This window comes from Fortiea sp. LEGE XX443, assembly GCF_015206815.1.
GTDB lineage: Bacteria > Cyanobacteriota > Cyanobacteriia > Cyanobacteriales > Nostocaceae > Nostoc_B.
In genome coordinates, this window is the sequence record NZ_JADEXZ010000005.1 from 58,400 (window position 1) to 84,272 (window position 25,873).

Here is a 25,873-nt window from a genome sequence, read left to right on the forward strand (position 1 = left end):
AGCGAGCAGAGGCGGACACCGATAAAGAAAGCGATAGACTAATAATGGCAATAGTTAATCAGTATGAATAAATTTGCTATGACTACAGAAGCACCCGTTAATTCTCCCGCCAAGCCGGAATCTACATTTGGGGCGCGTTTGAGAAACTTCTTAATTGTAATAGTAGCGATCGCCCTCAGTGTTGCCCTCGTCTTGGGGTTGCGAACTGAGGGTAGTTCTATTTCTGTCGCAGAGTTAGGTAAAACCTCTACACCTCTAGATGTTGCTTTGAGTAACGGTAAACCATCCATAGTTGAGTTTTACGCTGACTGGTGTACTGTCTGCCAAAAAATGGCACCGGATATGGCCAAAATAGAACAGCAGTATGCAGAAAAAGCAAATTTTGTCATGCTGAACGTAGATAACAACAAATGGTTGCCAGAAATGCTGAAATATCGCGTAGATGGCATTCCCCATTTTGTATTTTTAACTAAAGATGGAAAAGCCATAGCCCAGGCGATAGGTGATATACCCCGCACTGTCATGGCCAGTAATGTGGATGCCTTAGTTACTGATTCGCCTTTACCCTATGCCCAAGCTAGTGGTAAAACTTCTAAAGTTTCCACCCCAGTTGCACCAACAGCTCAAGATGATCCCCGCAGTCATGGTAGCCAGGTAGTAAAATAGCATTGTTAATTAAAACCTTAGCAAATAACATTGGCTCAAATATTTAAATATTAAATGACAGGATGAATCCTATAAACGGATTGTCCTGTTTTTTGATAAAAACGACTATTGGCAACATAAATTAACCCAGTCTTGAAAACTGGGTGAAGAGATTATCCTCTAAAAGTAGGAGGAAATTCAGAATTATTTATTTTTCTTGATTACTTTAGAAACTGTATTTTACGAACCTAGGTTTTAGCGTATCAACCACCTGCAACAGCAGGTACAATACTCACTTCATCACCATCTTTTAAAAGAGTAGCTGTTCCCTCTAAAAAGCGGATGTCTTCGCTATTAACATACAAATTTAAAAAGCGTCGTGGCTGTCCTTGTTCATCACACAGGCGAGATTTGATCCCTGGACAGTTTGTTTCTAAAGAATCGAACAACTCGGAAATATTACTACCATTGCACTCTATGGTAGCTTGATTGTTTGTGAATTTTTGGAGAGCAGTAGGAACTAAAACAGTTACAGCCATATTTGAAGTATGAAGTGTGAATTATGAAGTATGAAATGTGAAGTGTGAAATAGAAATTTCATCTTAGCCTGCGGCAAACCCCTCCGGGTTTAAATCCTTCAGACTTCAGACTTTAAACTTTATACGAGAACTTGTTGCCATTCCAAGCGGTCAAGTGTGCGGGAACGCTCTAGCGCACGTTCAAAACTATCGAGTTTGGCATCAATTGTCAACGGTTCGCCAATATAGCCTTGGACTGCTTCTTGAGTTTTCAAACCATTGCCAGTGATGTAAACCACAGTAGTTTCATCTGGATCAATTTTGCCAGCTTCTACCAATTTTTTCAGCACGGCGACGGTTGTACCGCCAGCTGTTTCGGTGAAGATACCTTCGGTTTCTGCCAGCAGCTTGATGCCTTCAATAATTTCTGCATCAGTTACTGATTCAATATTACCGCCTGTTTTCTTGGCGATTTCGATCGCATATACACCATCGGCTGGATTACCAATTGCGAGAGATTTTGCAATTGTATTTGGTTTCACGGGCTTGATGAAGTCTTGGTCTTCTCTAAATGCTTGGGCGATGGGGGAACAACCTTCAGCTTGTGCGCCGCTAAAACGAACTTTTTTACCTTCTACCAAACCAACTTCGACAAATTCATTAAAGCCTTTATATATTTTGGTGAATAGCGAACCAGAAGCCAGGGGTGCAACTATATGATCGGGTAGTTCCCAGCCTAGTTGTTCAGCAACTTCAAAGCCCAAAGTCTTGGAACCTTCAGAGTAGTAGGGACGCAGATTGATGTTAACAAAACCCCAACCATGTGTATTTGCAACTTCGGAACACAGGCGGTTTACCTGATCATAGTTACCTTTGACAGCCATCAGGGTTGGGCTATAAATCAAGCTGCCCAAAATTTTCCCTGCTTCTAAATCGGAAGGGATGAACACGCAGCAGTCTAAACCTGCATGGGCTGCGATCGCGGCTGTAGAATTTGCTAAATTACCAGTACTAGCACAGGAAACTGTGGTAAAACCTAACTCTCGTGCGCGAGACAGTGCAACAGACACCACCCGATCTTTGAAGCTGAGGGTGGGCATGTTGACGGCATCATTTTTAATATAAAGCTTGTTGAGACCCAGGCGACGGGCAAGGCGGTGGGAACGCACCAAGGGAGTCATACCAGTTCCCACATCAATAACGTTGTCAGTTAAAACGGGCAGAAAGGGACGGTAGCGCCAAATGGAATTTGGCCCGGCTTGAATTTTTTCACGGGTGACAGTCTGACGTAGGGCATTGTAGTTATATTTGACTTCCAACGGCCCAAAGCAAAACTCACAAACATGACTAGCTTTGAGTTCATATTCTGCGCCACATTCCTTACACTTCAATGCTTCTAAGGTTGCTGTGGTTGCGTGGGGGTGTGTGGAGGTTGCCTGAGTCATAGCGATCGCTTTCCCTGTTTGTCCGTCAACTGTCGCTCGATAGTATCACAAGCAAAAATACCAGTCAAACATACCCGACTTTTTTTATCGGGTATGTTCCCAGCCAGTAAAACCCTGCTCCCATTAACACCAGAATCGGTATTACGGAATCTCATATTAATTAAGTATAAAAAATATAAAATTAATTAGTAATGCCATCAGTAATAAGACGTGGTTTTTTCTAGTATAAATTTTTGAAGTACCAGTATTTAGACGGTTTTGGAATCAAATATATCTGATTTAACGTTGTTATTGTTACGAGAACACTATGTAACAACTAGTCAGTTAAATATCAGTAAATCAAACTGAAATTAGCTAAAACTAGGGTTATAGCAAATTTATACGCTTATATACACTCAAGTGCAGTATTCCGAAGTAATTTTAGTTGCTTTGGAATCATTTCGTCTCACAAAACAACAACAAAGTCAGTCAAACATCTAAATTTGGCTAATTATGATTCACCTTAACCAGGCTGCACCATACCAAGCAATTCTACTAACTAAATGAAACTTCCTTACAGAATTCACAAAACTATAAATCCTAAGCTTTATATTACTTTATTAGCAACGACATTACTAGCTAATAGCTTTGTCCAACCGACTATAGCTCAAACCACACCAACATTAGCCGGTGCGGCGATCGACAACCAAGCAACAGCCACGTACGAAGATCCCAACAATCCCAACGTACCAATCAATAGTACTTCTAACACCGTAAGAGTCACTATTGCAGAAGTAGCCGGTATCTCCATTGTTGCAGGTACGCCTGTAGATAACAACGGTGGAACTGTTCTCGTCAATGATCTCATCTACTTTCCGTTTACTATCACCAACATCGGTAACGATCCCACTCGCTTCCGACTTCCCAGCCAAGCAGGTATCACAGGGCCAGGTACACAAGGCACACTACAATATAGTACCGACAACGGGACAACATGGACCGATATTCCGCCTGTTGGATTCACTACATCTTCCATACCTGTGAATGGGACGATACAAGTCAGAGTCCCTGTAACTGTCAACTCCGGCGCAACATCTGGACAACAAATTCAAGTTACTTTAGGAGAAACTAACCCAGCTTTAACCGCGAGCAACTCTCCACGCACCGGATCGATTAATGATGCTAGAGACGTTTACACTGTAGATAACCCAGATGGTACACCCGGCGGAGAAGTTACAGGTTCACCCGCTAACGGTGTAGTCGAAGGTAGTACCTCAGCTTCTATAACTGTTTCTGCAAAGAATTATTCTCTAGCTACCATACTCAAAACTCGTAGTATTTATAGCAATAACAATACACCAGCAGATATCACCGACGATACCATCACTTATAACCTGGGTTTGCGAGTTGAGTCTAGTGATCCTACAGGACAAAGCATCACTCCTGCACCTTTAGCTGGTTCCGTTGTACCAGGTCTTTCTGGCACAAATATTCTAATTTCCGATGCCATTCCATCTGGGACACAACTAGCAGTAGCACCAACACCCCCCACTGGTTGGACTGTAGTTTACTCCACCACTGCTGTCACCACATCTGCAAATGCAGCCTCTTGGACAAGTACAGCACCAGGAGATTTATCTACAGTCACGCGAATTGGTTTTGTTAAAACTACTGTAGATGGTAATTCCAGTACATATATACCAACTAATACAACTGTTACTGGCTTCTCTATTCAAGTAAGAGTTAGAACAGGACAGACTGCACCTTTAACCATTGCCAACGTCGCGCAAGTATTTGGTAAAACACCAGACACCAATACTCCTGTACTTGACGAGTCTGGCGATCAAAATCCTAGCAACTTTGATGGGCCTCCAGGTAACATGACACCCCCAGCCAATACAGATACTAATGGGGATGGTGTGCCAGACCAGTTACCACCTACTGTACCTGATGGTTATATTAATGACGCGAATGATTTGACAACAACCGGAACTGATACTAATGGCAATAATACTGGCGATACTAGCAACCCAGGTGCAAACTTAGGTGGTGAAGCCAACGTATTTACAATCAGCGTGAACTCCCTCCTCAACGGGCCAAATAATTTTCCTGGCGCAGTTGGCCCGACAAATAACAATGATGATTTTACTAATAAATCTTCCAATGTTCCAGCTGGTCAGGTTCCAGGTACAACATTTGATCCAAACGTAGTTAGTTTTCCTAACACCGTTAGCAACACAGGTAATCAAACAGAAAATATTTCTTTATTGCCTACACCACCAGCAACCGCAGGTGACTTGCCTAACGGTACAGTTGTGACGATATCTGCTAACAACGGTACTACAACTGCTACTTATACCTACAATAACGGGGTCTTTACCTTTACAAATGGCACTGGTTTTGTGGGAGGCAACCCAGTTAGCGCCGCAAACCCAATACGCATTGATAACGTAGCTTCCAATGGTACAGCTAACTATACTGTGAATATTGATCTGCCTAATGGTACTCCACCTTCAACCGATCCTAATATTCAACGCGGCTTCCCTGTACCAATCACAGCTTTTATTGACACCAATTTTAATGGTTTAGCTGATGACCTAGTGACAAACATCACTATTAATCGCGTCTATACTGGCTTCTTGCAACTGATCAAACAGTCGCGGGTTTTACAAGGAGATGGGCCAGCTGTTCAAGGTGCTGACGGGACTTTGAGTACAACACCAAAAACACCTGCACCGGGCAATATTATTGAGTACGTGATTCAGTACCGAAATATTTCTGAACCACAACCAGCTAATGGTTCAAACAATGTGATTTTAAACGCTGGCAATGTAGTTATTACTGAAGATGGCACTGTGCTTCCCAATAATTGGGCAAGAGATAACGATAACAACAGTGTAATTGATACCAGTCACGTGGTTGATTCAGCACAAGGAACTGGAACAATTAATTTTTTCAGTGGTAATCCTGCTACTACTGCTGCTACTAACCAAACTAGCGGGACTACGGCGGCAACTGATGTTACTAGATATGTAAATAATGTTGGCACAGTGGCACCAAATATATCAGGAACATTTATCTTTCAACGCAAAGTTAATAGCGTTGACGTGCAAACACAAGTTAACTAATAGAAATTTACTCCAGGAGATGAAGATGAAACAGATTTTTATGGCTGGAATAGCCACAAGTTTATTACTAACAACAACCTCATTTATTACTAATGTACCAGGAGTTGCCCAAAATCTCGAAAAACAACAGGCTTTAAAGTTACTTTTATCAGCAGAAAAGCAAGTTTTAACTAAGGATCAACAAGGTAAGCAAAAAGTGACTTGGCAAACTTTAAAAGGACAAGCAACTGTTCAACCAAAAGATATATTACGCTATACCTTGACTGGGGAAAATAGAAGCGATCGCCCAATTAAAAATCTTACTCTCAATCAACCCATTCCCCAAGGCATGGTTTATATTTTGCAATCTGCCAATTTTACCAGCAATGCCAAAATTACCTACAGCATTGATGGCGCACGTAGTTTTGTTGAAAATCCCACAATTAAAGTTACCCTTGCTAACGGCAAGGTAGAAACAAAACCTGCACCAGCCAGCGCTTATACACACATTCGCTTTTCTACCCCAGTCTTGCCAGCAAAAACCACTCTAAAAGCGACTTATCAAACTCAAGTGCGTTGATTTAGGAGGCAGGAGCCAGGAGGCAGGTAGTCACTGAGTTTCGACTTCGCTCAACTGCCGCGTAGTTGAAGTGAAGCAGGTGAAATAGAATTATTGGTTATCCATGCAACACCTTTACTTACATTCATTTGCAGTTAATTATTTCTTTATTTTAAATGTTGAATAACTTTAGATTTTTAGCAAATTTTTAAAAGGTTGATTTGAAACAAAAAATAACATTTTATTACAAATGAAATTAGTAAATATTTCTCGGAAAACAAAGCAGAGAATTTCTAGTAGTAGCTGGTATCAAAAATTAGCTACTACTGTTGTCTTAGGAAGTTTATTAACAACAAATTTACCGATTAAAGTAACAGCACAAACAACTGTTAATATTAATAATCAAGCAAGTTATACGTATCAAGACCCTGGCAGTAATTTTACATATCAAGGTGTTTCTAGCCAATTGCAACTAGTTTTTGGTTCGACAAGCAATAATTTAGGACGAATACTAAGTTGTGCGGGTACAATCATATCTGATTATACAGGTTTTTCTGTTGGTTTATATGAACCAAATTTAAACGATCCAACAGGTACTGAGTTGGGTAATTTGGTCAGTTTAACTCGCACAGAATTACCAAATATTCCTAATAATAAAATTCCCCAAGGTCAAACACCAAATATTGAAAATGCTAATCCTTATTTTCTGAGCAATAATCCCGCAGGTGTTTATAACTTGCTTTTAGATGCTAGTAGAGGACAAACGGCTTCAGGTAAAACTTACATTTTAGTAGCCAACCCTCCGCCACAGTCTCGATATCCACAAAGACGCATCAAAATTCAAATTATTGACAACACTAACCAAAATAATAACAGCGTTAAGTATATAGCTTCTTCTTTAGATGGGCAACCTTTGAATAGTACAGGTGCAACTAGAGTAGAGGATATATTGTCTGTGGTTACAAATCCAGAAACACCACAACTAAATTTATTAGCTTTGGCATTTACAACCAATATGTGTCAAGCACAGCAGTTGCAGATTATTAAAACAGGCGATCGCGCGACTGCGGAACCAGGCGATACAGCTATTTACCGCATCTCGGTGAGAAATTTGGCTGATATTGGGTTAAATAACGTAGTTGTCACCGATAACTTACCTCTAGGCTTTCATTTCATCCCGAAATCTGTGCGTGGCGAGATGGATAGTCAAACAGTCACCATCACATCTGAACGCAACGGTAATACAGTCACCTTCCGCACAGATGCAATCATCCCACCAACAAAAGTCCTAAATATTGCCTACGCTGCACAACTTACACCTGATGCACTGCGCGGAACTGGCCGTAATAGCGCGATCGCTAATGGACTCAGAACTGATAACCGCCTAAGTACGAAAGATGGCCCTGCAACTCACCAATTGTTGATTCGTCCAGGGATTGTTGCTGATTGTGGCACGATTATCGGTCGCGTGTTTGAAGATAAAAACTTTGACGGCGAACAACAATCTGGTGAACCGGGAATAGCGAATGCAGTGATTTTTCTAGAAGACGGGAACCGCATCACTACAGATCCCAATGGTTTGTTTTCTGTCGCCAACGTTTTGCCAGGAAGCCATACAGGTGTACTCGACCTCACTAGTGTCCCCGGCTATACCTTAGCTCCCAATCGCAAATTCCGCGAACGCAATAGTCAATCTCGCTGGGTACGTCTAGAACCTGGCGGCTTAGTCAGAATGAACTTTGCTGTCACCCCCAGCAGGAGTAAATAAAGCAATGAAACCTAAATTGCATGGTGCAACTACCTTTAATCTCAAGCTGATGGGTGCTGTGACAGGTGCGATCGCCTTTGTTGTCTATCCAGCTATAGTTAAGGCGGAAGTTACTATTTCAGAACAAGAAGACGCATGGACACAGGGATTGGAAGACAGTGTTCAACCACAACAAGTTAATTCTTTTCCTGATATTAATAGTTCGGAATCGCAAATAACATCCGTTGCAGTCGAGGAAAAATTAACAGCCATCCCACCATTTCAACCAGCAACTGATATTCAGTTACCTAAAGGTTTACGCAAAATTGCCGCAGCCATCGAGAATCAAAACACAACCATCAAAATTCTGACTCCCACCACTGATAGCGTTGTTGATTTACCTGCGGCTACGGTAAGTGTGCAGTTTCCTAGTAATACTCAAGTAGAATTGCGAGTAAATGGGGTGTTGGTAGACTCATCCTTAGTAGGACGTACAGAAACTGATGCGGATACTAACTTGGCAACGCAGACATGGTACGGTGTCTCATTGAAAGATGGCGAAAACATCATCTCTGCACAAGAAGTTGGTAAACCAGAATCATCTGTAATAGTAAGGGTAATGGTGCGGGGTGCGGCAAAAAAACTCACAATTGAAACAGTAGAATCTCGCATTCCAGCCGATGGACGTTCAACAGCCACAATTCGCGGTCAACTGTTGGATGAAAATAACAATCTTTCTAACCGAGATGCTGTTGTTACCATCATACCGAGTGCGGGAGAATTGCTAGGGAAGGACTTTAAACCTGATGAACCAGGATTTCAGGTAGAGGTAAAAGGTGGAGAATTTACCGCGACTTTGCGATCGCAATTAAAAGCGCAAACTGTCAGAATTCGATCTGTCGCTAACGATTTAGAAGCCTTTACTCAACTGCAATTTGAAACAGCACTGCGTCCAAGTTTGTTGACTGGGGTGATAGATGTTCGCCTGGGTGCTAGAGGTACAGATTATTATGGTAAGTTCCGAGACTTTATCCGTCCTGACAAAGATAATCGAACTCAATTCGATTTTCACTCAGCAGTATTTACCACAGGTGCAGTTGGTGAGTGGTTGTTTACAGGTGCATATAATAGTTCGCGCACACTCAATGAAGATTGCAACTGTGATAATCGCCTATTTAGAACTGACCAATTTAGTGAAAGAAATTATCCCGTTTATGGTGATAGCTCAAGAGTAGATGTTGTCGCACCTTCCATTGATAGTGTATTTTTGCGTTTTGAGCGTTCTTCTAGAATTCCTGGTGTTGCGCCTGACTATTTTATGTGGGGTGACTACAACACAGAAGAATTTGCGCGAACCTCCCAGCAGTATACTTCGATTACTCGTCAACTGCACGGCTTTAAAACTAATTACAACTTAGGCAATTTCCAATTCACAGGCTTCTATGGCAATAATTTAGAAGGCTTTCAACGAGATACCATTGCGCCTGATGGTACGAGTGGTTTTTACTTCCTCTCCCGACGACTACTGCTTCCAGGAAGTGAAAATGTCTTTATTGAACTAGAGGAACTCAATCGTCCTGGTACAGTACTAGAGCGCAAGCAGCTAAATCGCGGCCCAGACTACGAAATCGACTATGATCGCGGTACATTAATATTCCGTGAACCAATTCTGCGTACAGATATAGATAGCACTGGACAAGTATTAGTCCGAAGGATTGTTGTTAGCTATCAATACGACAGTGAAAGCTCTGACAGTAATATCTATGCAGGTCGGTTGCAATATAATCTGTCCCGTACCTTGAATCAGGAAAGTTGGCTAGGCGCAACCTTTATCCAAGAAAATCAAGGAGTGCGTGACTTTCAACTCTATGGTGCAGATGCGATGATTTCTTGGGGACGTAATGGCAAGTTAATCGCTGAATACGCCCATTCCAGCAACGATTCGGAACTGATAGGTAAAGTTAGTGGTGCAGCTTACCGCTTGGAAGCAGAAGGAAAAATTACCAATGCTGTCCAAGGACGCGCTTATTATCGGTTTGCAGATACAGGCTTTGCCAATAATGCCACCGTTAGCTTTGTTCCAGGACAAACCCGCTATGGAGGACAACTAACAGGTAGACTTTCAAAAACTACCAATCTCCGCCTACAATACGACCACGAAGATAATTTTGGCATTGCACCCCAACCCCTAGATACCTTTGAAGAACTATTTGCACCACGTTCTGAGGCGACACCAGGAAGTCAAGTTGATAACTCCTTAACAACGATTTCGGCGGGGATTCAACAAGGCTTAGGTAAGGCTACGGTTGACCTTGATTGGATTCATCGCCATCGGGAAGACAGAATCCCGATTAATGCTTTAACCAGTGATTCTAATCAATTGCGATCGCGCCTGGCTTTTCCCCTGGCCAAAAATCTGACTTTTGCCGCCCAAAACGAACTAACTTTATCCTCTAGTGCAGATACTGTATACCCAGACCGTACCATCTTAGGTTTGAATTGGGCAGCAATACCTGGCGTAAATGTTAGTCTGGCTCAACAGTTTTATAGTAGTGGTCAATTTAGTGGGAATTCCATCACCAGTTTAAGCATCAACGGCGAACACAAACTCGGCACAGACACCACTTTAACAGGTCGTTACTCAATTTTGGGAGGTGCTAACCAGCTTACCACCCAAGGAGCGATCGGTCTAAATAACCGTTGGGCGATCGCCCCAGGATTACGTCTGAATCTGGCTTACGAACACGTATTTGGCAACTTCTTTAACCGCAATGCCACAGGACAACAATTTGCCCAACCCTTTACAGTTGGTCAAGCCGCCTCATCTATAGGTTTTGAGAGTGGCGATAGCTACAGTGTTGGTTTGGAATACAGTGATAACCCCCAGTTTCAAGCCAGCGCCCGTTACGAACATCGCACTTCTGGTAGTGGTTCTAACACCGTAATTTCCGCAGCAGCAACGGGTAAAATCTCGCCAGCATTGACCGCCTTAGCACGCTATCAACAAGCAAACTCTGCCAATCAAAGGCTAACAGGTCTTGGTGATACAGTGAATCTGAGAGTGGGTTTAGCTTACCGCGACCCCAGCAACGATAAATTTAATGCTTTGCTGCGTTATGAATATCGAGAGAATCCATCTGTAATTCCTGACACCATCCTTTTAGGTAGTGGTACAGGCTCTCAAGACCATACCTTTGCCTTAGAAAGCATCTATGCACCTAACTGGCAATGGGAATTTTATGGTAAGTATGCCCTACGTAACAGTACATCCTACTTAGCAAGTGATTTGGTAGGGACGAGTACAGTTAACTTAGCGCAACTTAGAGCCACCTATCGCCTGGGATACAGCATGGATTTAGTCGGTGAGGCGCGTTGGATAGGTCAATCTAACTATAGTGAAACTGGCTTTGTTGTAGAAACTGGTTATTACCTGTCTCCTAACCTGCGCTTGGCTGCTGGATATGCCTTTGGCAGAGTTGATGACCGAGATTTTTCGGGTGTACGTTCCGCAGGTGGCCCTTATTTAGGGTTAACTTTGAAACTCAATGAATTATTTGACGGCTTTGGACAGCAAAAAATTCCACCACCACGATAGAGACGCGAAATTTCGCGTTTCTATCGTGCCAAATTATATAAAAAACCTATGAACAGTAAGATAAAAAATATATTACCCAACAGCAACCCACGACAGTTAATTACTAGCCTTGCTTTTTGTTTGTGCGTCTTGGGACAAGGAATACAGCCAAGTTTTGCTGAAGGTAGTAGAAGTTTGTATCCTAGCGGTGCTACTGGTAATCGAGCTAACCTAGAGTGGCGCACTGACTTATGGGGTGGCTTGATTCTTCGGCGAACCATACTGAAAGTGTATGCCGAAAAAGATGAATACATTCTCCTAGGCTCTAGTGCGGTCAGAGTCAATAACGGCGATATTCGAGTTTTTCAACCAGGTAGAGTCACAGGTAGTGTTGGTAGTGAAACTATTCCAGCAACACCGGATTTTCAATGTTCTACTCAAACAGGACGCGGTGTTATCTCCTCTCGCACCCAGGAATTAGCAGGCCCTCAATCTATTTCTGGTTCAGGTAACACTACTGGATATATCCCCTGCTATTATCAGGCTCCGTCCACTGGCATTTATGATATTGTTTTTTATGGGCCTGTTGGAGATAACACATCAAATAATGCTCCTACGGGTCAGATTAGCTTGAGCAATGCCAATAACTTTAACGCTAATCAGGGAAGTACTGTTGCAGCTTGGGATGTAACTATACGCAGCAGTGACCAAAACTCCACAACAGACCTAAACGGCAGATTATTCAGTTACTATCTTGCCTTATTTACCGGCGCTAACGGCCGACCTCTCTACTTTCCTATCTATCCAGTCACCACAGATGGCTATCGTTATAGAGTTGATTTAAGGGGTACAGATCCAGATGGATTTCTTATTTATGGTAATCAAGTAGGATTTTATGATAGTGATGGGATAACGCCGCTCTATCACAACATTCTTGCACAAGAGAGTGTGCTGACAACCAGAGATGGTAGTACTAGCTTATCTCGTCCTCAATTTGCGACATTTTTCAATCCCCCAAACACTGACGCATTTTCCTATATCGATCGCTACAGAGCCAATGGTACGTTTGATGGCACTGGTATTCCTCTGATTCCAAGTCCTCCCACCGTCAGTAATTTAAACTTTACAGGCACAGTTGGCGGAAGTACCACTTCTTTAGGTACAGGTGGTACTTTTACTTTTAACAGCAACATAACAGGTAACTACGAAATTGTTATCAGTCGGGATGGCGTAAATTTTGACCCCACTAACAGCCAAAACCGTGTGCTAAGAGGCGTGATGAATACAGCAGGTGGACAGTCAGTAACTTGGAACGGAAAAGATAACAGTCGTAATAATTTCCCTGTCGGTACTAACTATCCAGTCCGAGTTAAAGTTCATGCAGGTGAATACCATTTTCCCTTGCTGGATGCGGAGAATAATTTTTTTGGTGGGCCTACCATTACACTGCTAAATGCGAGTAATCCTTTGGGAAATACAACAGCGTTTTATGACGATCGCGGATACACTACCATTGGTGGTACAAATGTTGGTACTCCAGGTCAAGTACTTTGCGGTACTAATCCACCAAACCCAGCCTTCAGTAACCCGATTTCTGGGTTTAACAGTACAAGTAATGATCGCAAATTTGGTGTGTCCGGTAATAGTGGTAATGCCGGAGTAAGATGTACTGGTTCTTTTGGGGATACTAAAGGATTAGATTTATGGACTTATTTTCCTAGCAATATTGAGCAAACCCCATTAAATATCGTTGCTAATACAAGACTGTTGTTAGTCAAACGCATTACTCGGATTAACAACCAAGATTTAACTGATATTGTAGATGGCCGTAGTGATGTGCCAATCGGAGATCCTAATTATGTCCCATCGCCGCGTGACCTTGATGATGATGATTCTAAATGGCCTACTGGTTACTTGCGAGGACAAATAAATGCTGGTGCTGTGAAACCAGGAGATGAATTGGAATACACGATTTATTTTCTCTCTAATGGTGGCAGTAGTGCCACTAATGTCAGATTTTGTGATTTGGTTCCACCCAATACCACGTTTATGCCAACGGCTTTTAATGGTCTATCTCCTAATGATGGTGGTTCCGCAGGTGCAGATCAAGGTATTGCGCTGGCTGTTGGTTCTACTACACCGACTGTCTATTTCAGTAATGCAGCAGATGGCGATCGCGGCAGTTTCTACCCAGCTAATGATCCAGCCACGCCTACAAATTGCGGTAGTAATAGCAATGGATCTGTAGTTGTAAATATCACAAAAGATAGTGTGTTGCCCAATTTATCTGGGGCGACTGGACGAGGAACACCAGCTAATTCTTATGGTTTTGTTCGCTTCCGTGCCAAGGTTAAGTAGTGAAGGAGCGATCGCCATATCTGCACATGTTATTGTGGGATTATTTGCAAAGCACTCAGCATTTAGAGGATGTTCGCCAAACTACTTAGTCTTTCATAAACCGAAATCAAGCGATCGCCTTCTAGTGCAACAGTATCCTCTGGATAGTGACGAATTGCTCCTAGCAACGTAATTTCACCATCTTCCTGAATAGATTTATTCACAGCTGTTCGCAGCGCTCGTGCATCGAGTCTTCCCGTTGGCGGATAAACTACCTCACCAACTTGAGAAATTATAATTGGCCCCGTCCAGCCAGACAACAGCCTATCTAGATAAGCAGGTTCAGCTTTTATACCTGCGATTAGTGCTTTACGAGCTACATCAGGGTCTTGCTTAGATTCTTGCAAATAAGCTTCCAGTGTCGGGGTAGTTTTACCTGTTTTGACAAACTCATTCAATTCTGCAACAGAAACAGGCCCTTGAAAGCTACCATACTTTAAAATCACCTGCTCGGCAGCGTTAGCACTAGCATTGAAAAGCAAAACACTAGCACTTACTCCCAAAGCTACTGTCTGATTCAGTAATTTGGTAAATTTCCACCTGGTTAATTGATTCAAACGTTGAAAAAGCTGCATCTTATCAAACTTCCTAGTGTGTGGAGCGTACACAGGCATAAAATGCCCAAGCGTTATGATGACGACAACATATTTACTAGGTTATCTAAATAGATTTGGTTTGTGTGATGTCCTGAGCTATCACCATTGATAGAAATTAAAATCCAGAAAGTAGTAGGGTGAGCATAATCATGCCCACCCTACTTTGGTCTAAGTTGAGTAAGAAGAGAAAATGGGGAAGGGAAGTAGAGGGGAAAAGAATTTCTTCCCTGCTGCAATCTCGACGTGCAAATTAACGTGAGTTCGACGGAGATCAAAAACCCCTCTCCATAGCTTGCTTCTCTTACGAGACGCTACCGCGAACCCGCAGGGTACCTCTCCCCTGCAAGGAGGAGCCACTGCGTTGCGCGGGTTTCCCGCGTTGTAGCAAGTGGCGTTAGAGGCTTTAAAACTCTGATTTTTCCGTTGGAAACTAGTAATATTTCTGCCCCTCTCCGCGTCGGAGAGGGGTTGGGGAGAGGTTCATCGAATTCACGTCAAATTAGGTATTCAACAGCTTACGAATGAGGCTCTCCTAGCAACACAATCGAGCATTTCAATTCTTTCAATATTTGGGTCGTTACTTGACTAACAGCCAGACCACCTGCTGTACGATAACGAACAGAACGCAACACAGCTAAATCAAAACCCGCAGCTTCCTGAATGATAATTCTAGCAATATCATCACCTCTAACTGTCTGGATATTTGCCTTCACCTGTAACTGACTTTTAGATGCGACATCAGACAATTGAGAAGCAAATTTTTCAACTAAAGCTGGGGGAGTTTTGCGATCGCTCACATGCAATAGTACTACTTCTGCCTGATTAACATCCGCTAAAATTTGAGCAAACCTGACAGCACCTATAGTTTGTCGTGTCAAGTCACCAACAGGCACAAGAATTCGTTGGATAGTTGTCGGACTAATTAAAAGACGTGTAACAGCTACTGGACAGTGTGAAGACCAAAACACACTATCGATAACACTACCAAACAAACGAGCGCGGAAGCCCGTAGTCTGAGGCCAACCCATCACCACTAAATTAGCATTGCGTTCCCGACTAGCACGGCTAATTCCCAAAGCTGCATCATCATCAATCCGAATTGCCGGCGAAACTTCTACATCAAATTCTTGACTAATTTCTCTAGCCAATTTCAATCTTTTCTGACTTTGATCAAGCGCCGTGACTAATTGCGGATCATCCATCTGAATCAAAGCTTTTGTAATCGCTAATGGCACAATCATCCCCGATTCATGACGCGCTAACAGTGCCGCCATTTCTATCAAATAACGTTGGGTTTGAGGATTATAAATTGGTACTATTACGGTGAATGGCTGTTTTTGCTCTACTATCTCATCCTCATAACTTTCCCACCAAGTTGAGAGACTATCTGTTTCAAAATCAGCTTCGCTAACTTGTAAAGCACTAGCAAACCTGGACGTAATCACTGGGCCTAAAATTGCAGTCACCAGCATGAGAACAATCACGCTGTTTAAAACACCTTCACTAATCAACCTTTCACCAGCCGGGTTAACAGTTTGATAAGCCACCAATGCAGCAGCCAGTGTAGCGGCTACTTGAGGTAAAGACAAAGACCACATTGTTAGCATTTCTGCTGTGTTGTAGCGGTAAAATAATTTGGCTAAAAATGCTGCAATAAATTTGCTGCCAATCAAAGCCACTACAATTACTACAGTCAGCCAAACAGAACTGAGAGTTTTCAGAAATGCTGGAATATCAATTAACAATCCCATGTCTACAAAGAAACATGGGATAAATAAAACACTGCCAATAAACTCAACTTTTTCTTTAACTGGGCTGCGTCCTAAAACATCATTAACTGCTAAACCTGCTAAAAATGCACCAACAATTTTCTCAACTCCAATAACTTGCGCTCCCACAGAAGCCAAAAATAATGCTAATAAAATAAACAAAAACTGATTGCTTTGTTCATCTCCAGAACGCCGAAAAAATTCCTTACCTGCCCAATCAAAGCCAAACAAAACAACAAGGGAATAAATTGCTAATCCGCCCAATAGCGTAGCTAAACTCAGGGCTGTAAATTCCCCGCCGTGAATGCCTACACAAATTGCTAATACTAACAAAGCACCTGTATCAGTAAAAATTGTAGCTCCAATTGTTACTGTCACAGCTTCATTTGTGACTACTCCCAAACGACTAACAATTGGATAAGCCAAAAGAGTATGAGAGGCTAATAAAGAACCTATTAGAAAAGAAGCATTCCAACCAAAATTAAACAAATGCCCGACAAGAATCCCAGCTATCAACGGAACTATAAAAGTCAGAGTTCCAAATCCAATTGAGCGATTTTTAGTTCTCCGGAATTGCTCTAAATCAATTTCCAAACCTGCTACAAACATCAAATAAATTTTACCAATATCCGACAGCAGATTGATTGTGTCTGATTCCGAGTTTAGTAACTTTAATCCATTTTCTCCCAAAATAACACCTGCTACTAGCAAACCCACTAATCCAGGCAACCGCAATTTCTCAAATATTGGCGGTACGGTAAAAATTACTGTCAGGAGAATGGTAAACGCAATAATTGGGCTTTCTGCTAAAGATTGGAGTGCCATTGGTAAATAAAGTATTTCTAGGGAAGATTGTATATGCTAAATTTGTGCAGCTGAAAAAATTAAATTTTTAACATTATAAGCCTTCACAGTTTTATCTTGAGAATAAAATTTTTTACATCTATACAGAGATAGAGTGACATAATTTCATAACTGGGCATAAAATCATTTTTATGACATATAAATGCGAAAAACAGGGGAAAAGGTAACTTCTTTGACTCTCCCCCTGCAACTTCGACCTAATTTCTGCACTAAGTCTAATATTTACTGCCAAACATAGAGCAAGATAAACAAAACAATCCAGATAACATCGACGAAGTGCCAAAACAATGAAGTAGCATTAACTCCAAAGTGTCCTGAGTCGTAATTGCCACGAATGAAAGAGCGGACAAAAATAATAAACTGCAACAGGATGCCTGTAAAAACGTGTAAACCGTGAAAACCAGTCAACAGATAGAACATCCCGCCAAAAGTTCCAGAGGTGAAACTAAAAGTCAAATTACTCCATTCAATCGCCTGTCCTACTAAGAAATAGCTCCCCATAGCCATTGTTGCCAGGAGAAACAGCCGAAATCCCCACAAATTGTGTCGTTGCAGAGCGCGTTCTGCCAAATAAATCACAAAGCTACTGGCAACCAGCACAACAGTATTAATGCTAGGGTCTTTAACTTCTAATCCTTCAACACCAGGCGGTAGCCAATTAGGAGTCGTGAGCTTGTAGACAATATAGCCAGCAAAAAAGCTCAAGAAAATAACGCTTTCCGACAGTAAGAAGACAATAAAGCCAAACATTTTATTGCCTTCTTCATCATGTCCATGCTCGCCGTGATGAGGAAGATTTTGCAAATCATCAGAAACAATATAGCTATCCATTGGTAAATTGTGTAATCTAACTCAAAAAATACTTTGCGTAACTCCGCGCTTACCTCAGCGTCCGTCTGCGGTTTTTAACGCAGACGGACGAAGATGTAGTCATTGATGCTGACTGTGAGTTTCTGCTACTAACGGTTCTGATTTGCCGTAACCGTAAGGTTCAGAAATAACAGTGGGAATTTCCTCAAAATTCTCTACAGGTGGTGGCGACGAAACCAACCACTCTAAACCAATTGCCCGCCAAGGATTATCAGGTGCTTTTTCACCTTGCATCCAAGAAATTACCATGTTGAAGATGAAAGGTAAGGTAGACATACCTAACAAAAATGCACCAAGACTGGCAATAACATTCCAAAATTCATACTCTGGTGCATAGGAAGAAACTCGGCGCAACATCCCTTGTAAACCCAGTGGGTGCATGGGCAAGAAATTGAGGTTAGTACCGATAAATGACAACCAAAAATGCAGCTTACCCCAACCTTCGTAGTACATCCGCCCAGTCATTTTGGGGAACCAGTGGTAAATGGCAGCATACAAGCCCATCGTCACTGTACCAAAGAGAACGTAGTGGAAGTGACCAACTACAAAGTAGGTATTGTTAACGTGAACATCCACAGGTACAGAAGAAAGCATAATACCTGTGATGCCAGCAAAAACAAACATGATTAATCCACCCAAGGCAAATAACATGGGTGTATTCAACCGTAACTTACCGCCCCATATTGTCGCTACCCAAGCAAACACTTTAATACCCGTCGGTACAGACACAAACATTGTTGTCAACATGAAAATCAACCGCATCCAACCAGGAGTACCGCTGACATACATGTGGTGTACCCAAACAATGGCACTGACTACCGCGATTAACATGGATGAAATCGCAACTACTTTATAGCCAAATAAAGGTTTGCGAGAATAGACAGGGAAGATTTCGGAAAAGATGCCGAAAACTGGCAAAATAATTACATAAACAGCAGGGTGGGAATAAAACCAGAAGTAATGCTGAAACATGACTGGGTTTCCGCCGTTACTGGGGTTAAAAAAGCCAGTACCAACGGTGAGGTCAAGTAGCAACATGACTGCACCAGCTGTCAATGCAGGTAATCCAAATAATTGAATGATTTGAGCGCTGAATACTGCCCAGACAAACAAAGGCATCCGAAAGAAGCCCATGCCAGGAGCGCGCATTTTGACGATGGTGGTAACAAAGTTGACTCCCCCCATAATTGAGGAGACACCAGAAATTGCCACTGCTAACAACCACAGAACTTGACCGTTAATCAAGTTACCTGTGGGATTTTGAAGACTGACTGGAGGATATGCCCACCAACCTGCTTGGGCGGGGCCTCCGGGGACAAAGAAACTGCCCATCAACAAAATCCCGACTACGGGAACCATCCAAAAGGCGACGGCGTTGAGGCGGGGAAAGGCCATGTCTCGCGCCCCAATCATTAAGGGTACGAGATAGTTAGCAAAACCGACTAGTGAAGGAAATGTCCACAAGAACAGCATGACAGTGCCGTGCATGGTGAACATGCCGTTATATACGGTGCGGTCAACTAAGTCGGCTTCGGGGGTGATGAGTTCTCCTCGCAGTATCATTGCAAAGATACCGCCGATAAGGAAGAAGAAGAAGGAGGTTACAAGGTATTGGATACCAATTACTTTGTGGTCGGTGCTGAAGCTGAAGTATTTTTTCCAGCCTCCGGGAGATTCGGGGTGAACTGGGAGGCTGAGACTATCAATGGGGATGTTAGTCATTGGTTTTTTGGAGAAAGGGGGGTGTAATACCAATTCGTAATTCGTAATTCGTAATTCGTAATTCGTAATTCAGAAGTTCAAGTTGTCTACTTTTGACGAATTGGTGTGAGGTGAGAAAAAGAGCAATTTCTCAACTGGAGTAGTTGACTAGGGGTGGGGCGGCTGGTACTACTGTTTTCCAGCCATTTTTGACGGGTTCGCTGGCTGTTTGGGCGTATTCAGATGCTGCTTGGTTATTGGCGGGTGAGGGTTTGTGTGTGGCTATTTTTGCTAACCATTTGTGGTATTCTTCGGGAGATTCAACTACTACGTTGGCTTGCATGGTGGCAAAGTATGTGCCGCTATATTGGGAGTCGGTGAGGCGATATTGTCCCTGGCGGATGGGGGTGAATTCAAAGTCGATGGTGTGGTTGGGAATGATGTCTTGTTTGAGGCGGAATGCTGGAATGTAGAAACCGTGCAGTACGTCTTCTGATTGCAGTGCTAAACGGATGCGCCGATCGCTTGGTAAATGCAATTCAGTACTGGTAATATCTTTCTCAGGATAATGGAATACCCACGCCCATTGTTTGGCGATAACATCAATCTTTTCTACAGGTTCGCTGATGGCTGCATCTTGTGGCGCTGCATAAGCTGATTCCATACCTATTGGATTATGCAGATGCACTAGCTGGCTTGGCCCTTGAATTCCCATTTGTTCGTAAACTTGGGAGCTATAGCCAGCAATCCACAACACTAACATAATGGGGATGGCTGTCCAGACAACTTCTAAAGCCACATTACCTTCGATGTGGGGGCCGTCGCTGAGGTCGTCTTCTTCGGCGCGATGGAAAATTATGGAGTACATTAAGGTGCTGGTGACACCTAGGAAGATAAACGCACCTAATGTCACCAAAAAGCTAATCAAGTCATCAATGAGATGAGATTCGGCTGCTGCTTGAGGAGGTAGCCAAGAATAGGCTTGTTTACCTATCCAAATACTGGCAATACTAACAGCGATCGCACCAGTAATCAAGGTCAATACATTTAAAATCTTTGGGAGTTTCATGGTTGTTGGTCATTGGTCATTAATAAATGACAAGGAACAAAGGATTAAAACTAATTACTTGAGCATTGTGTTTAGGTCTTCGCCTAATTGCAGCAATCTATCTGCTGTGTTATGAACACCAAATTCCGCAGCTAATTGCGCTCCTAATGTGCCGTGGAGGAACATTAAAAACATGATTGTTACTCCTGCTAATAAATAGCTCCAATGCACTTCTATTTCCGAATCTTGGCTCCAAGCAAAGCGCTGCCATCCTCTCCACATGGTCATGCCAACAAATAGACCTAGTAAGACGACACCGCCAATGCCATGCCAAAGCATGGTTTCCATTGCTTGCAACCCCCATGCACTTTTGACTCCTGTGGGTGGGGTTGCTAACAGCATTTCGTAAAAACCTGCTGCTACTGTGAAAAAGGTGATGACGGTTGAAGCAAACATGTTGTACCAACCCACATCAAAAAAGTTGGCACGTTCAACACTAATCGCCAAAAATTTAAACACCCATTTTTGAATGGGAAACAAAACACCAACAATATCAAAGGTAATGCCGATGATAAATAAACCGATGGTGAGATGTACTAAATTGGGGTGAATAGGCAGAGTGTAAGGTAGTCCGTTAGCACCCAGTTCTACGTTTAATTGATTAATTAGTTCTGAGTTCATGGCAACATCCCTTGCTTTACTGCTTCAACAACTGGTACTGTGTGCAATCCATATACCCAAACTAATTGATCTCCGAAATATACTTGCACGCCAACTAATGCAACTAAAATAAATCCGGCTGCTAGATAATGAATTGGTAATTTGTGGGGGTTGTGAGAACGAATTACATAACGCCACGCTGTAATTGCAGCAATGATGCCAGAAAGCGACCAACCAATAAGTGTATGGATATTTAATACTGATTTAGCTACGTCATAAGGTTGAGCTAAACCTGCTTCAAATTGTCCAAAAATAATTGCTACAAAAATGGCGATTGTAGCAATAAACAAATTCCACCAACTCACCTCAAATAGACGCGATTTGCCAGTAAAATAACCTACTAAATCGCAGAAAAATGCAAACAATACCATTGCAATTACGAAATGAACAACGATAGGGTGCATCGTATCTGGATAAGGTAGATTATGGTCGTTCAATGATGTAAAAAAATCAAACATAGTTTTCTCCTAGGCATGTTTACTGCACCTCAGCCAAAGTTTGATTAACAAACAAGCATCACCATTACTACAAGCATTTATACCTGACAAGATTATGTTCAAATTGCGTAGCAAAATCTAGTGAATCAGGTATTAGCTATTTTTTAGCTAAATTGATTGAAGTTACTATTTATCGTCAATGATTGAGTTCAATTCATTTGTTCATGCTGATACTTTATAACAACGATTTTGAATTTACCTCACAAAATCGCAATTATTGGATTGATTGTTAGTCATCTATCTATTAGCTTAAGGATTTTTTTAGTACTTGTCAAAAAAATTAATATGAATTTTGAAGATTAGTTCTGCTAACAGAAAAAATATGATAATGATGTAGCTTATCTTGCTTTTGTTTTGATGTATTACATATAAAAAAATATCTGTATATGCAATGTTGAACAATTATAAAATATGTATTTGTAATTAAGCTTACAAAAAAGATATAAAGATAATTTAAATATTAACAGAATGCAAATCAATGCTATGTTAAAATGAGCAAAGAATTCAAATTGTTTAGTCAGTTTTTGATTTTAATTTGCATTGACAACTATTCTCAAAATAAACAGATGCAAAGTAGAGACGTTACATGTAATATCTCTACTTTTATTTTTAGATATAGAAATCCGGTGTTGCATAAATGCGGGATGATTTTCTTATATTTCTCTCTCAAAACCTCTTCTTCTCTACGAGACGCTGCGCGAATGCGTACTTTGCGGTTCATTATTTCATCCCTAAATTCAGCAACGCCAGAAATCCGATCTAACTTTTTCCAAGACGCTTGCTGTCTGATTTCTTCAATCCCAGAACCGTATTACTCTCTAATTCACTGTCGTCTTTGTACTCTTGCCATTCATTGTTGAGTTCTCTACATTTAGCGCCATCATCGTTGTAGTCGGTGCAGCCGTTAATGCACGCTTATTTCGTTGGCGCGGCTTTCCACCCGCTTGCACATATTGCAAACTGTTTTTGCCATAGCGCGTCCTTACACTCATCAACATCTTTTCTGAATAGCCGCTCAAATCTTGCTCTAGTAATTGAATCTGCCCTATCGCTTCATCTAAACTAGAAAGCATGGTGTTGTAGCTTGATAGTTTTGTTTGTAAGGTTTGAATCCGCCTTTCATACTCCGTCAAACTCAAGTCATCACTAAATTCTAGCGTTTCACTAATCGATCGCATCCCTGCAATTCGTCGCGCTGCTTTATCTAATACTGTAGAACCACGTTTCAATCTTGCCATATATACCACCTTTTCTACTGAATATCCTGTAGGAATTAATACAAGCTTGTATTTTTACTCTAGCCATCTGCTATCCCTCTTGTCCTGAGCAAAAACAAGCAAAAATAAAGTATTGTCTACAGTAAAATCTAATATTTATTCAATAATTTTACTTAAAAATATTATAATTTAAAGTATAAAATTTCTGTTCCTTGCTGTTGAGTTCTTAAATATCGTATTGAAGTACCCGAATATCATATTGAAGTACCCGAATATCGTATTGAAGTACCCGAATATCATATTGGAGTTCCCGAATATCATATTGGAGTTCCCAAATATCGTATTGAAGTACCCGAATATCGTATTGAAGTTCCCAAATATCGTATTGAAGTACCCGAATATCGTATTGGAGTACCTAAATATCGTATTGAAGTTCCCAAATAGACGATGACAAATCACTGATGCAGAAATGTGATCGCTTTCTGTGTACTTTTTACCACTACCCAGGAGATTATTAAAATACCAGAGTTAGTAGTGGGTTGTCATATATAGCGGAGCGTCAGGGACTTCGTTTGTATAGCCGAGCCAGTGTGTTGAGCGGCTCTGCCAACTTAAAGCAACTGGCATGTGATTTTTAATGGCCAAGGCTAAGTGCAAGAAGTTAGTTTAATTTACTGTAAACAGTTGTCGGAATGCCATTAACAGTGTCATAAAGATAAGGTAAAGGATTTATCCTGGGTATCCTTTACTTGAAAGATGCTTTCTCAGCTTTCAGGATAAATAACCATACCTCATGACTGAACTTACACTGCGCCTACAACAGGGAGATACGGAAACAACGGTAACAGTGAATCAAGACGAATTCACTATTGGTCGTTTACCAGAATGTGACTTGTACTTACCCTTTGGTGGAGTTTCCCGCAAACATGCACGGTTGCTAAAAAAGCCTAATGGTGCATGGGCTATTGAGGATTTAGGTAGTAAAAATGGTACGCAAGTCAATCAAAATTTTGTGACTGCTGCCAAAGAGTTACAGAACGGTGATATTGTTTGGCTGGGAAATATTAGCCTATTAGTGTTGTTGGCAAATCCAGCGATGCAGTTGATGACTCAACATGCAGCAGTTTCAGGAGATGGTGAACAAAGAACGATTTTACGTAACGTTGAACAATTACAACAGCAGTGGATAGCAGCTGATAGTCACGATGATGATATTGATAATAAAAACAAAAGTATTGCCCGCCTCAAAGACTTAGTAGATATAGCCAAAAATCTGTGTGCAGCAGCATCCATAGAAGAAATTTTCTCTCAAGTACAACAAGTAGTTTTTCGTTATCTCGACAGTATTGACCGCTTGGCTTTATTAATTGATGTGAATGGGTGCAGTCATTTAGAGTTAGTCAATGCTGGTACGAGAAATGCTTCTCAACAAAAATATTTAGCCGCTGATGGTAGTTGGATTAGTCGGAGTATCTGTCAAAGAGTCTTTGAGGAAAAAGTTGCTATTCAAACTGCTGATACTCATAAAGATGAACGATTTTCTGGCGAACACAGTATTTTAGTTAAAGGCATTCGCAGTGCAATGGCTGTGCCTTTATGGGATGAAAATAAAGTAGTTGGTGTTCTTTATGCTGATGCTCATCTTTCTTCTTATCATTGGGCAAAAAATGGTGAAGAAGAACTCAGCTTTTTTTCGGCTTTAGCAAACTTGGTAGCTTCGAGTGTGCAACGTTGGCTGTTGGTAGAGAAACTAAAAACCGAAGAAGTAATACGTCACCGCCTAGAACGTTATCATTCCCCCGCAGTTGTGCAGCAGTTAATCTCTGTGGGTGGATTACCCGATGGACGTTTACCTACAACGGAAAGCGAGATTAGTATTTTGTTTGCAGACTTGGTAGGGTTTACGGCTCTTTCAGAGAGATTAACACCAACAGCGATCGCGCAACTACTAAATAATTTATTTGAAGAGATGCTGCAAGAAGTATTTGGCTACGGCGGCACTTTAGATAAATATATTGGCGATTGTATTATGGCATTTTTTGGCGCTCCCGAACCGCTTTTAGATCACGCAGACCGCGCCACCGCCGCAGCCAGAGGAATGCTCACTCGTCTGCAACGCCTGAACGCCAACGGTTTTTGGGAAGAACCTCTACAATTACGCATTGCAATTAATAGTGGTAAGGCTGTCGTCGGTGATGTTGGCAGTTCGCAACGGGTGGACTACACAGCATTAGGCGCTACGATTAATTTAGCTGCACGTATGGAAGCAGTTTGTCCCCCTGGTGAATGTGTAATTAGTGAAGCCACCTATCAAATGCTGTCGCAACCCTTAGATTTTCAGGAAATGGGAGATTATCGTTTTAAAGGTATTGATAGGTTAGTCAAGGTTTATCAAACAAAAATGAGTTAGAGTTATTATCTGAAGTTTAGACTAAATTCTTTTTTTAAGGTTAAAACCCTTGTGTAGCAAGCATTTTAAGCTTTGGAATCAAAACCAACCTATAAATAATCAAAGCCTTTCTGGATAAGGGTTTTGTGGTTTTATAAATAAAATTAGTCTAAACTCCAATATTATCCTTAACCATAAAAAAATTGGCTTTAACCAAGAGTTTTAGCGTTA

The 25,873-nt window shown here is 41.6% G+C and carries 19 protein-coding genes; 7 read left to right on the forward strand and 12 right to left on the reverse strand.

Annotation, left to right across the window (positions count from 1 at the left end; translation table 11 throughout):
* Positions 1–78 precede the first annotated feature (78 nt).
* Positions 79–666 carry a thioredoxin family protein gene (locus IQ259_RS03810; protein WP_193881270.1) on the forward strand — a complete coding sequence of 196 codons (588 nt, stop codon included), beginning with the start codon at positions 79–81 and terminating at the stop codon, positions 664–666.
* A gap of 242 nt (positions 667–908) precedes the next feature.
* On the opposite strand, the gene IQ259_RS03815 is transcribed toward IQ259_RS03810, so the two are convergent.
* The 3 genes from IQ259_RS03815 to IQ259_RS03825 form a co-directional block, all read right to left on the reverse strand.
* The gene (locus IQ259_RS03815) at positions 909–1,184 is read right to left on the reverse strand and encodes a MoaD/ThiS family protein (RefSeq protein ID WP_193881057.1); all 276 of its coding nucleotides are present in this window, start codon (positions 1,182–1,184) and stop codon (positions 909–911) included.
* Between the two features lie 119 nt (positions 1,185–1,303).
* The gene (gene thrC / locus IQ259_RS03820; RefSeq protein ID WP_193881060.1) at positions 1,304–2,608 is read right to left on the reverse strand and encodes a threonine synthase; all 1,305 of its coding nucleotides are present in this window, start codon (positions 2,606–2,608) and stop codon (positions 1,304–1,306) included.
* Entirely contained in the window at positions 2,605–2,763 is a 159-nt protein-coding gene (locus IQ259_RS03825; RefSeq protein WP_193881063.1) for a hypothetical protein, read from the reverse strand. Before IQ259_RS03825 ends, thrC begins: the two co-directional genes overlap by 4 nt.
* Before the next feature lie 387 nt (positions 2,764–3,150).
* Here IQ259_RS03825 and IQ259_RS03830 point away from each other — a divergent pair, with 387 nt between their 5' ends.
* The 5 genes from IQ259_RS03830 to IQ259_RS03850 all read left to right on the forward strand — a co-directional run bounded on the left by IQ259_RS03830 (position 3,151) and on the right by IQ259_RS03850 (position 13,932).
* Entirely contained in the window at positions 3,151–5,715 is a 2,565-nt protein-coding gene (locus tag IQ259_RS03830) for a hypothetical protein (protein ID WP_193881065.1), read from the forward strand.
* A 25-nt stretch (positions 5,716–5,740) separates the two neighbouring features.
* Positions 5,741–6,274, forward strand: coding sequence for a DUF11 domain-containing protein (locus IQ259_RS03835; protein ID WP_193881068.1), 534 nt, complete (start codon positions 5,741–5,743; stop codon positions 6,272–6,274).
* Between the two features lie 229 nt (positions 6,275–6,503).
* Entirely contained in the window at positions 6,504–8,021 is a 1,518-nt protein-coding gene (locus IQ259_RS03840) for a DUF11 domain-containing protein (RefSeq protein ID WP_193881071.1), read from the forward strand.
* Between the two features lie 4 nt (positions 8,022–8,025).
* On the forward strand, positions 8,026–11,595 hold the full coding sequence (locus IQ259_RS03845) for a TonB-dependent receptor (RefSeq protein WP_193881074.1): 3,570 nt from the start codon (positions 8,026–8,028) through the stop codon (positions 11,593–11,595).
* Between the two features lie 48 nt (positions 11,596–11,643).
* Complete coding sequence (locus tag IQ259_RS03850; protein ID WP_193881077.1) at positions 11,644–13,932, forward strand: DUF11 domain-containing protein; 2,289 nt, start codon at positions 11,644–11,646, stop codon at positions 13,930–13,932.
* 62 nt (positions 13,933–13,994) lie between these two features.
* On the opposite strand, the gene IQ259_RS03855 is transcribed toward IQ259_RS03850, so the two are convergent.
* From IQ259_RS03855 to IQ259_RS27720, 9 genes are all read right to left on the reverse strand, one after another.
* Positions 13,995–14,546 (reverse strand): alpha/beta hydrolase, encoded by a 552-nt coding sequence (locus IQ259_RS03855; RefSeq protein WP_193881081.1) that lies wholly within the window; start codon positions 14,544–14,546, stop codon positions 13,995–13,997.
* A gap of 536 nt (positions 14,547–15,082) precedes the next feature.
* On the reverse strand, positions 15,083–17,161 hold the full coding sequence (locus IQ259_RS03860) for a cation:proton antiporter (RefSeq protein ID WP_193881084.1): 2,079 nt from the start codon (positions 17,159–17,161) through the stop codon (positions 15,083–15,085).
* A 261-nt stretch (positions 17,162–17,422) separates the two neighbouring features.
* Positions 17,423–18,031, reverse strand: a complete 609-nt coding sequence (locus IQ259_RS03865; RefSeq protein ID WP_193881087.1) for a heme-copper oxidase subunit III — start codon at positions 18,029–18,031, stop codon at positions 17,423–17,425.
* A 99-nt stretch (positions 18,032–18,130) separates the two neighbouring features.
* Positions 18,131–19,792, reverse strand: a complete 1,662-nt coding sequence (ctaD, locus tag IQ259_RS03870) for a cytochrome c oxidase subunit I (RefSeq protein WP_193881090.1) — start codon at positions 19,790–19,792, stop codon at positions 18,131–18,133.
* A gap of 130 nt (positions 19,793–19,922) precedes the next feature.
* The gene (locus tag IQ259_RS03875) at positions 19,923–20,840 is read right to left on the reverse strand and encodes a cytochrome c oxidase subunit II (protein WP_193881093.1); all 918 of its coding nucleotides are present in this window, start codon (positions 20,838–20,840) and stop codon (positions 19,923–19,925) included.
* A 54-nt stretch (positions 20,841–20,894) separates the two neighbouring features.
* Complete coding sequence (locus IQ259_RS03880) at positions 20,895–21,500, reverse strand: DUF2231 domain-containing protein (protein ID WP_193881096.1); 606 nt, start codon at positions 21,498–21,500, stop codon at positions 20,895–20,897.
* Positions 21,497–21,997, reverse strand: a complete 501-nt coding sequence (locus IQ259_RS03885; RefSeq protein WP_193881099.1) for a DUF2231 domain-containing protein — start codon at positions 21,995–21,997, stop codon at positions 21,497–21,499. The genes IQ259_RS03880 and IQ259_RS03885 overlap by 4 nt, the downstream gene beginning before the upstream one ends.
* 857 nt (positions 21,998–22,854) lie before the next feature.
* Positions 22,855–23,274 (reverse strand): hypothetical protein, encoded by a 420-nt coding sequence (locus IQ259_RS03890; RefSeq protein ID WP_193881102.1) that lies wholly within the window; start codon positions 23,272–23,274, stop codon positions 22,855–22,857.
* A gap of 168 nt (positions 23,275–23,442) precedes the next feature.
* Entirely contained in the window at positions 23,443–23,712 is a 270-nt protein-coding gene (locus tag IQ259_RS27720; RefSeq protein WP_370567996.1) for a hypothetical protein, read from the reverse strand.
* Between the two features lie 334 nt (positions 23,713–24,046).
* Here IQ259_RS27720 and IQ259_RS03895 point away from each other — a divergent pair, with 334 nt between their 5' ends.
* Positions 24,047–25,663 carry an adenylate/guanylate cyclase domain-containing protein gene (locus IQ259_RS03895; RefSeq protein WP_193881105.1) on the forward strand — a complete coding sequence of 539 codons (1,617 nt, stop codon included), beginning with the start codon at positions 24,047–24,049 and terminating at the stop codon, positions 25,661–25,663.
* Positions 25,664–25,873 lie beyond the last annotated feature (210 nt).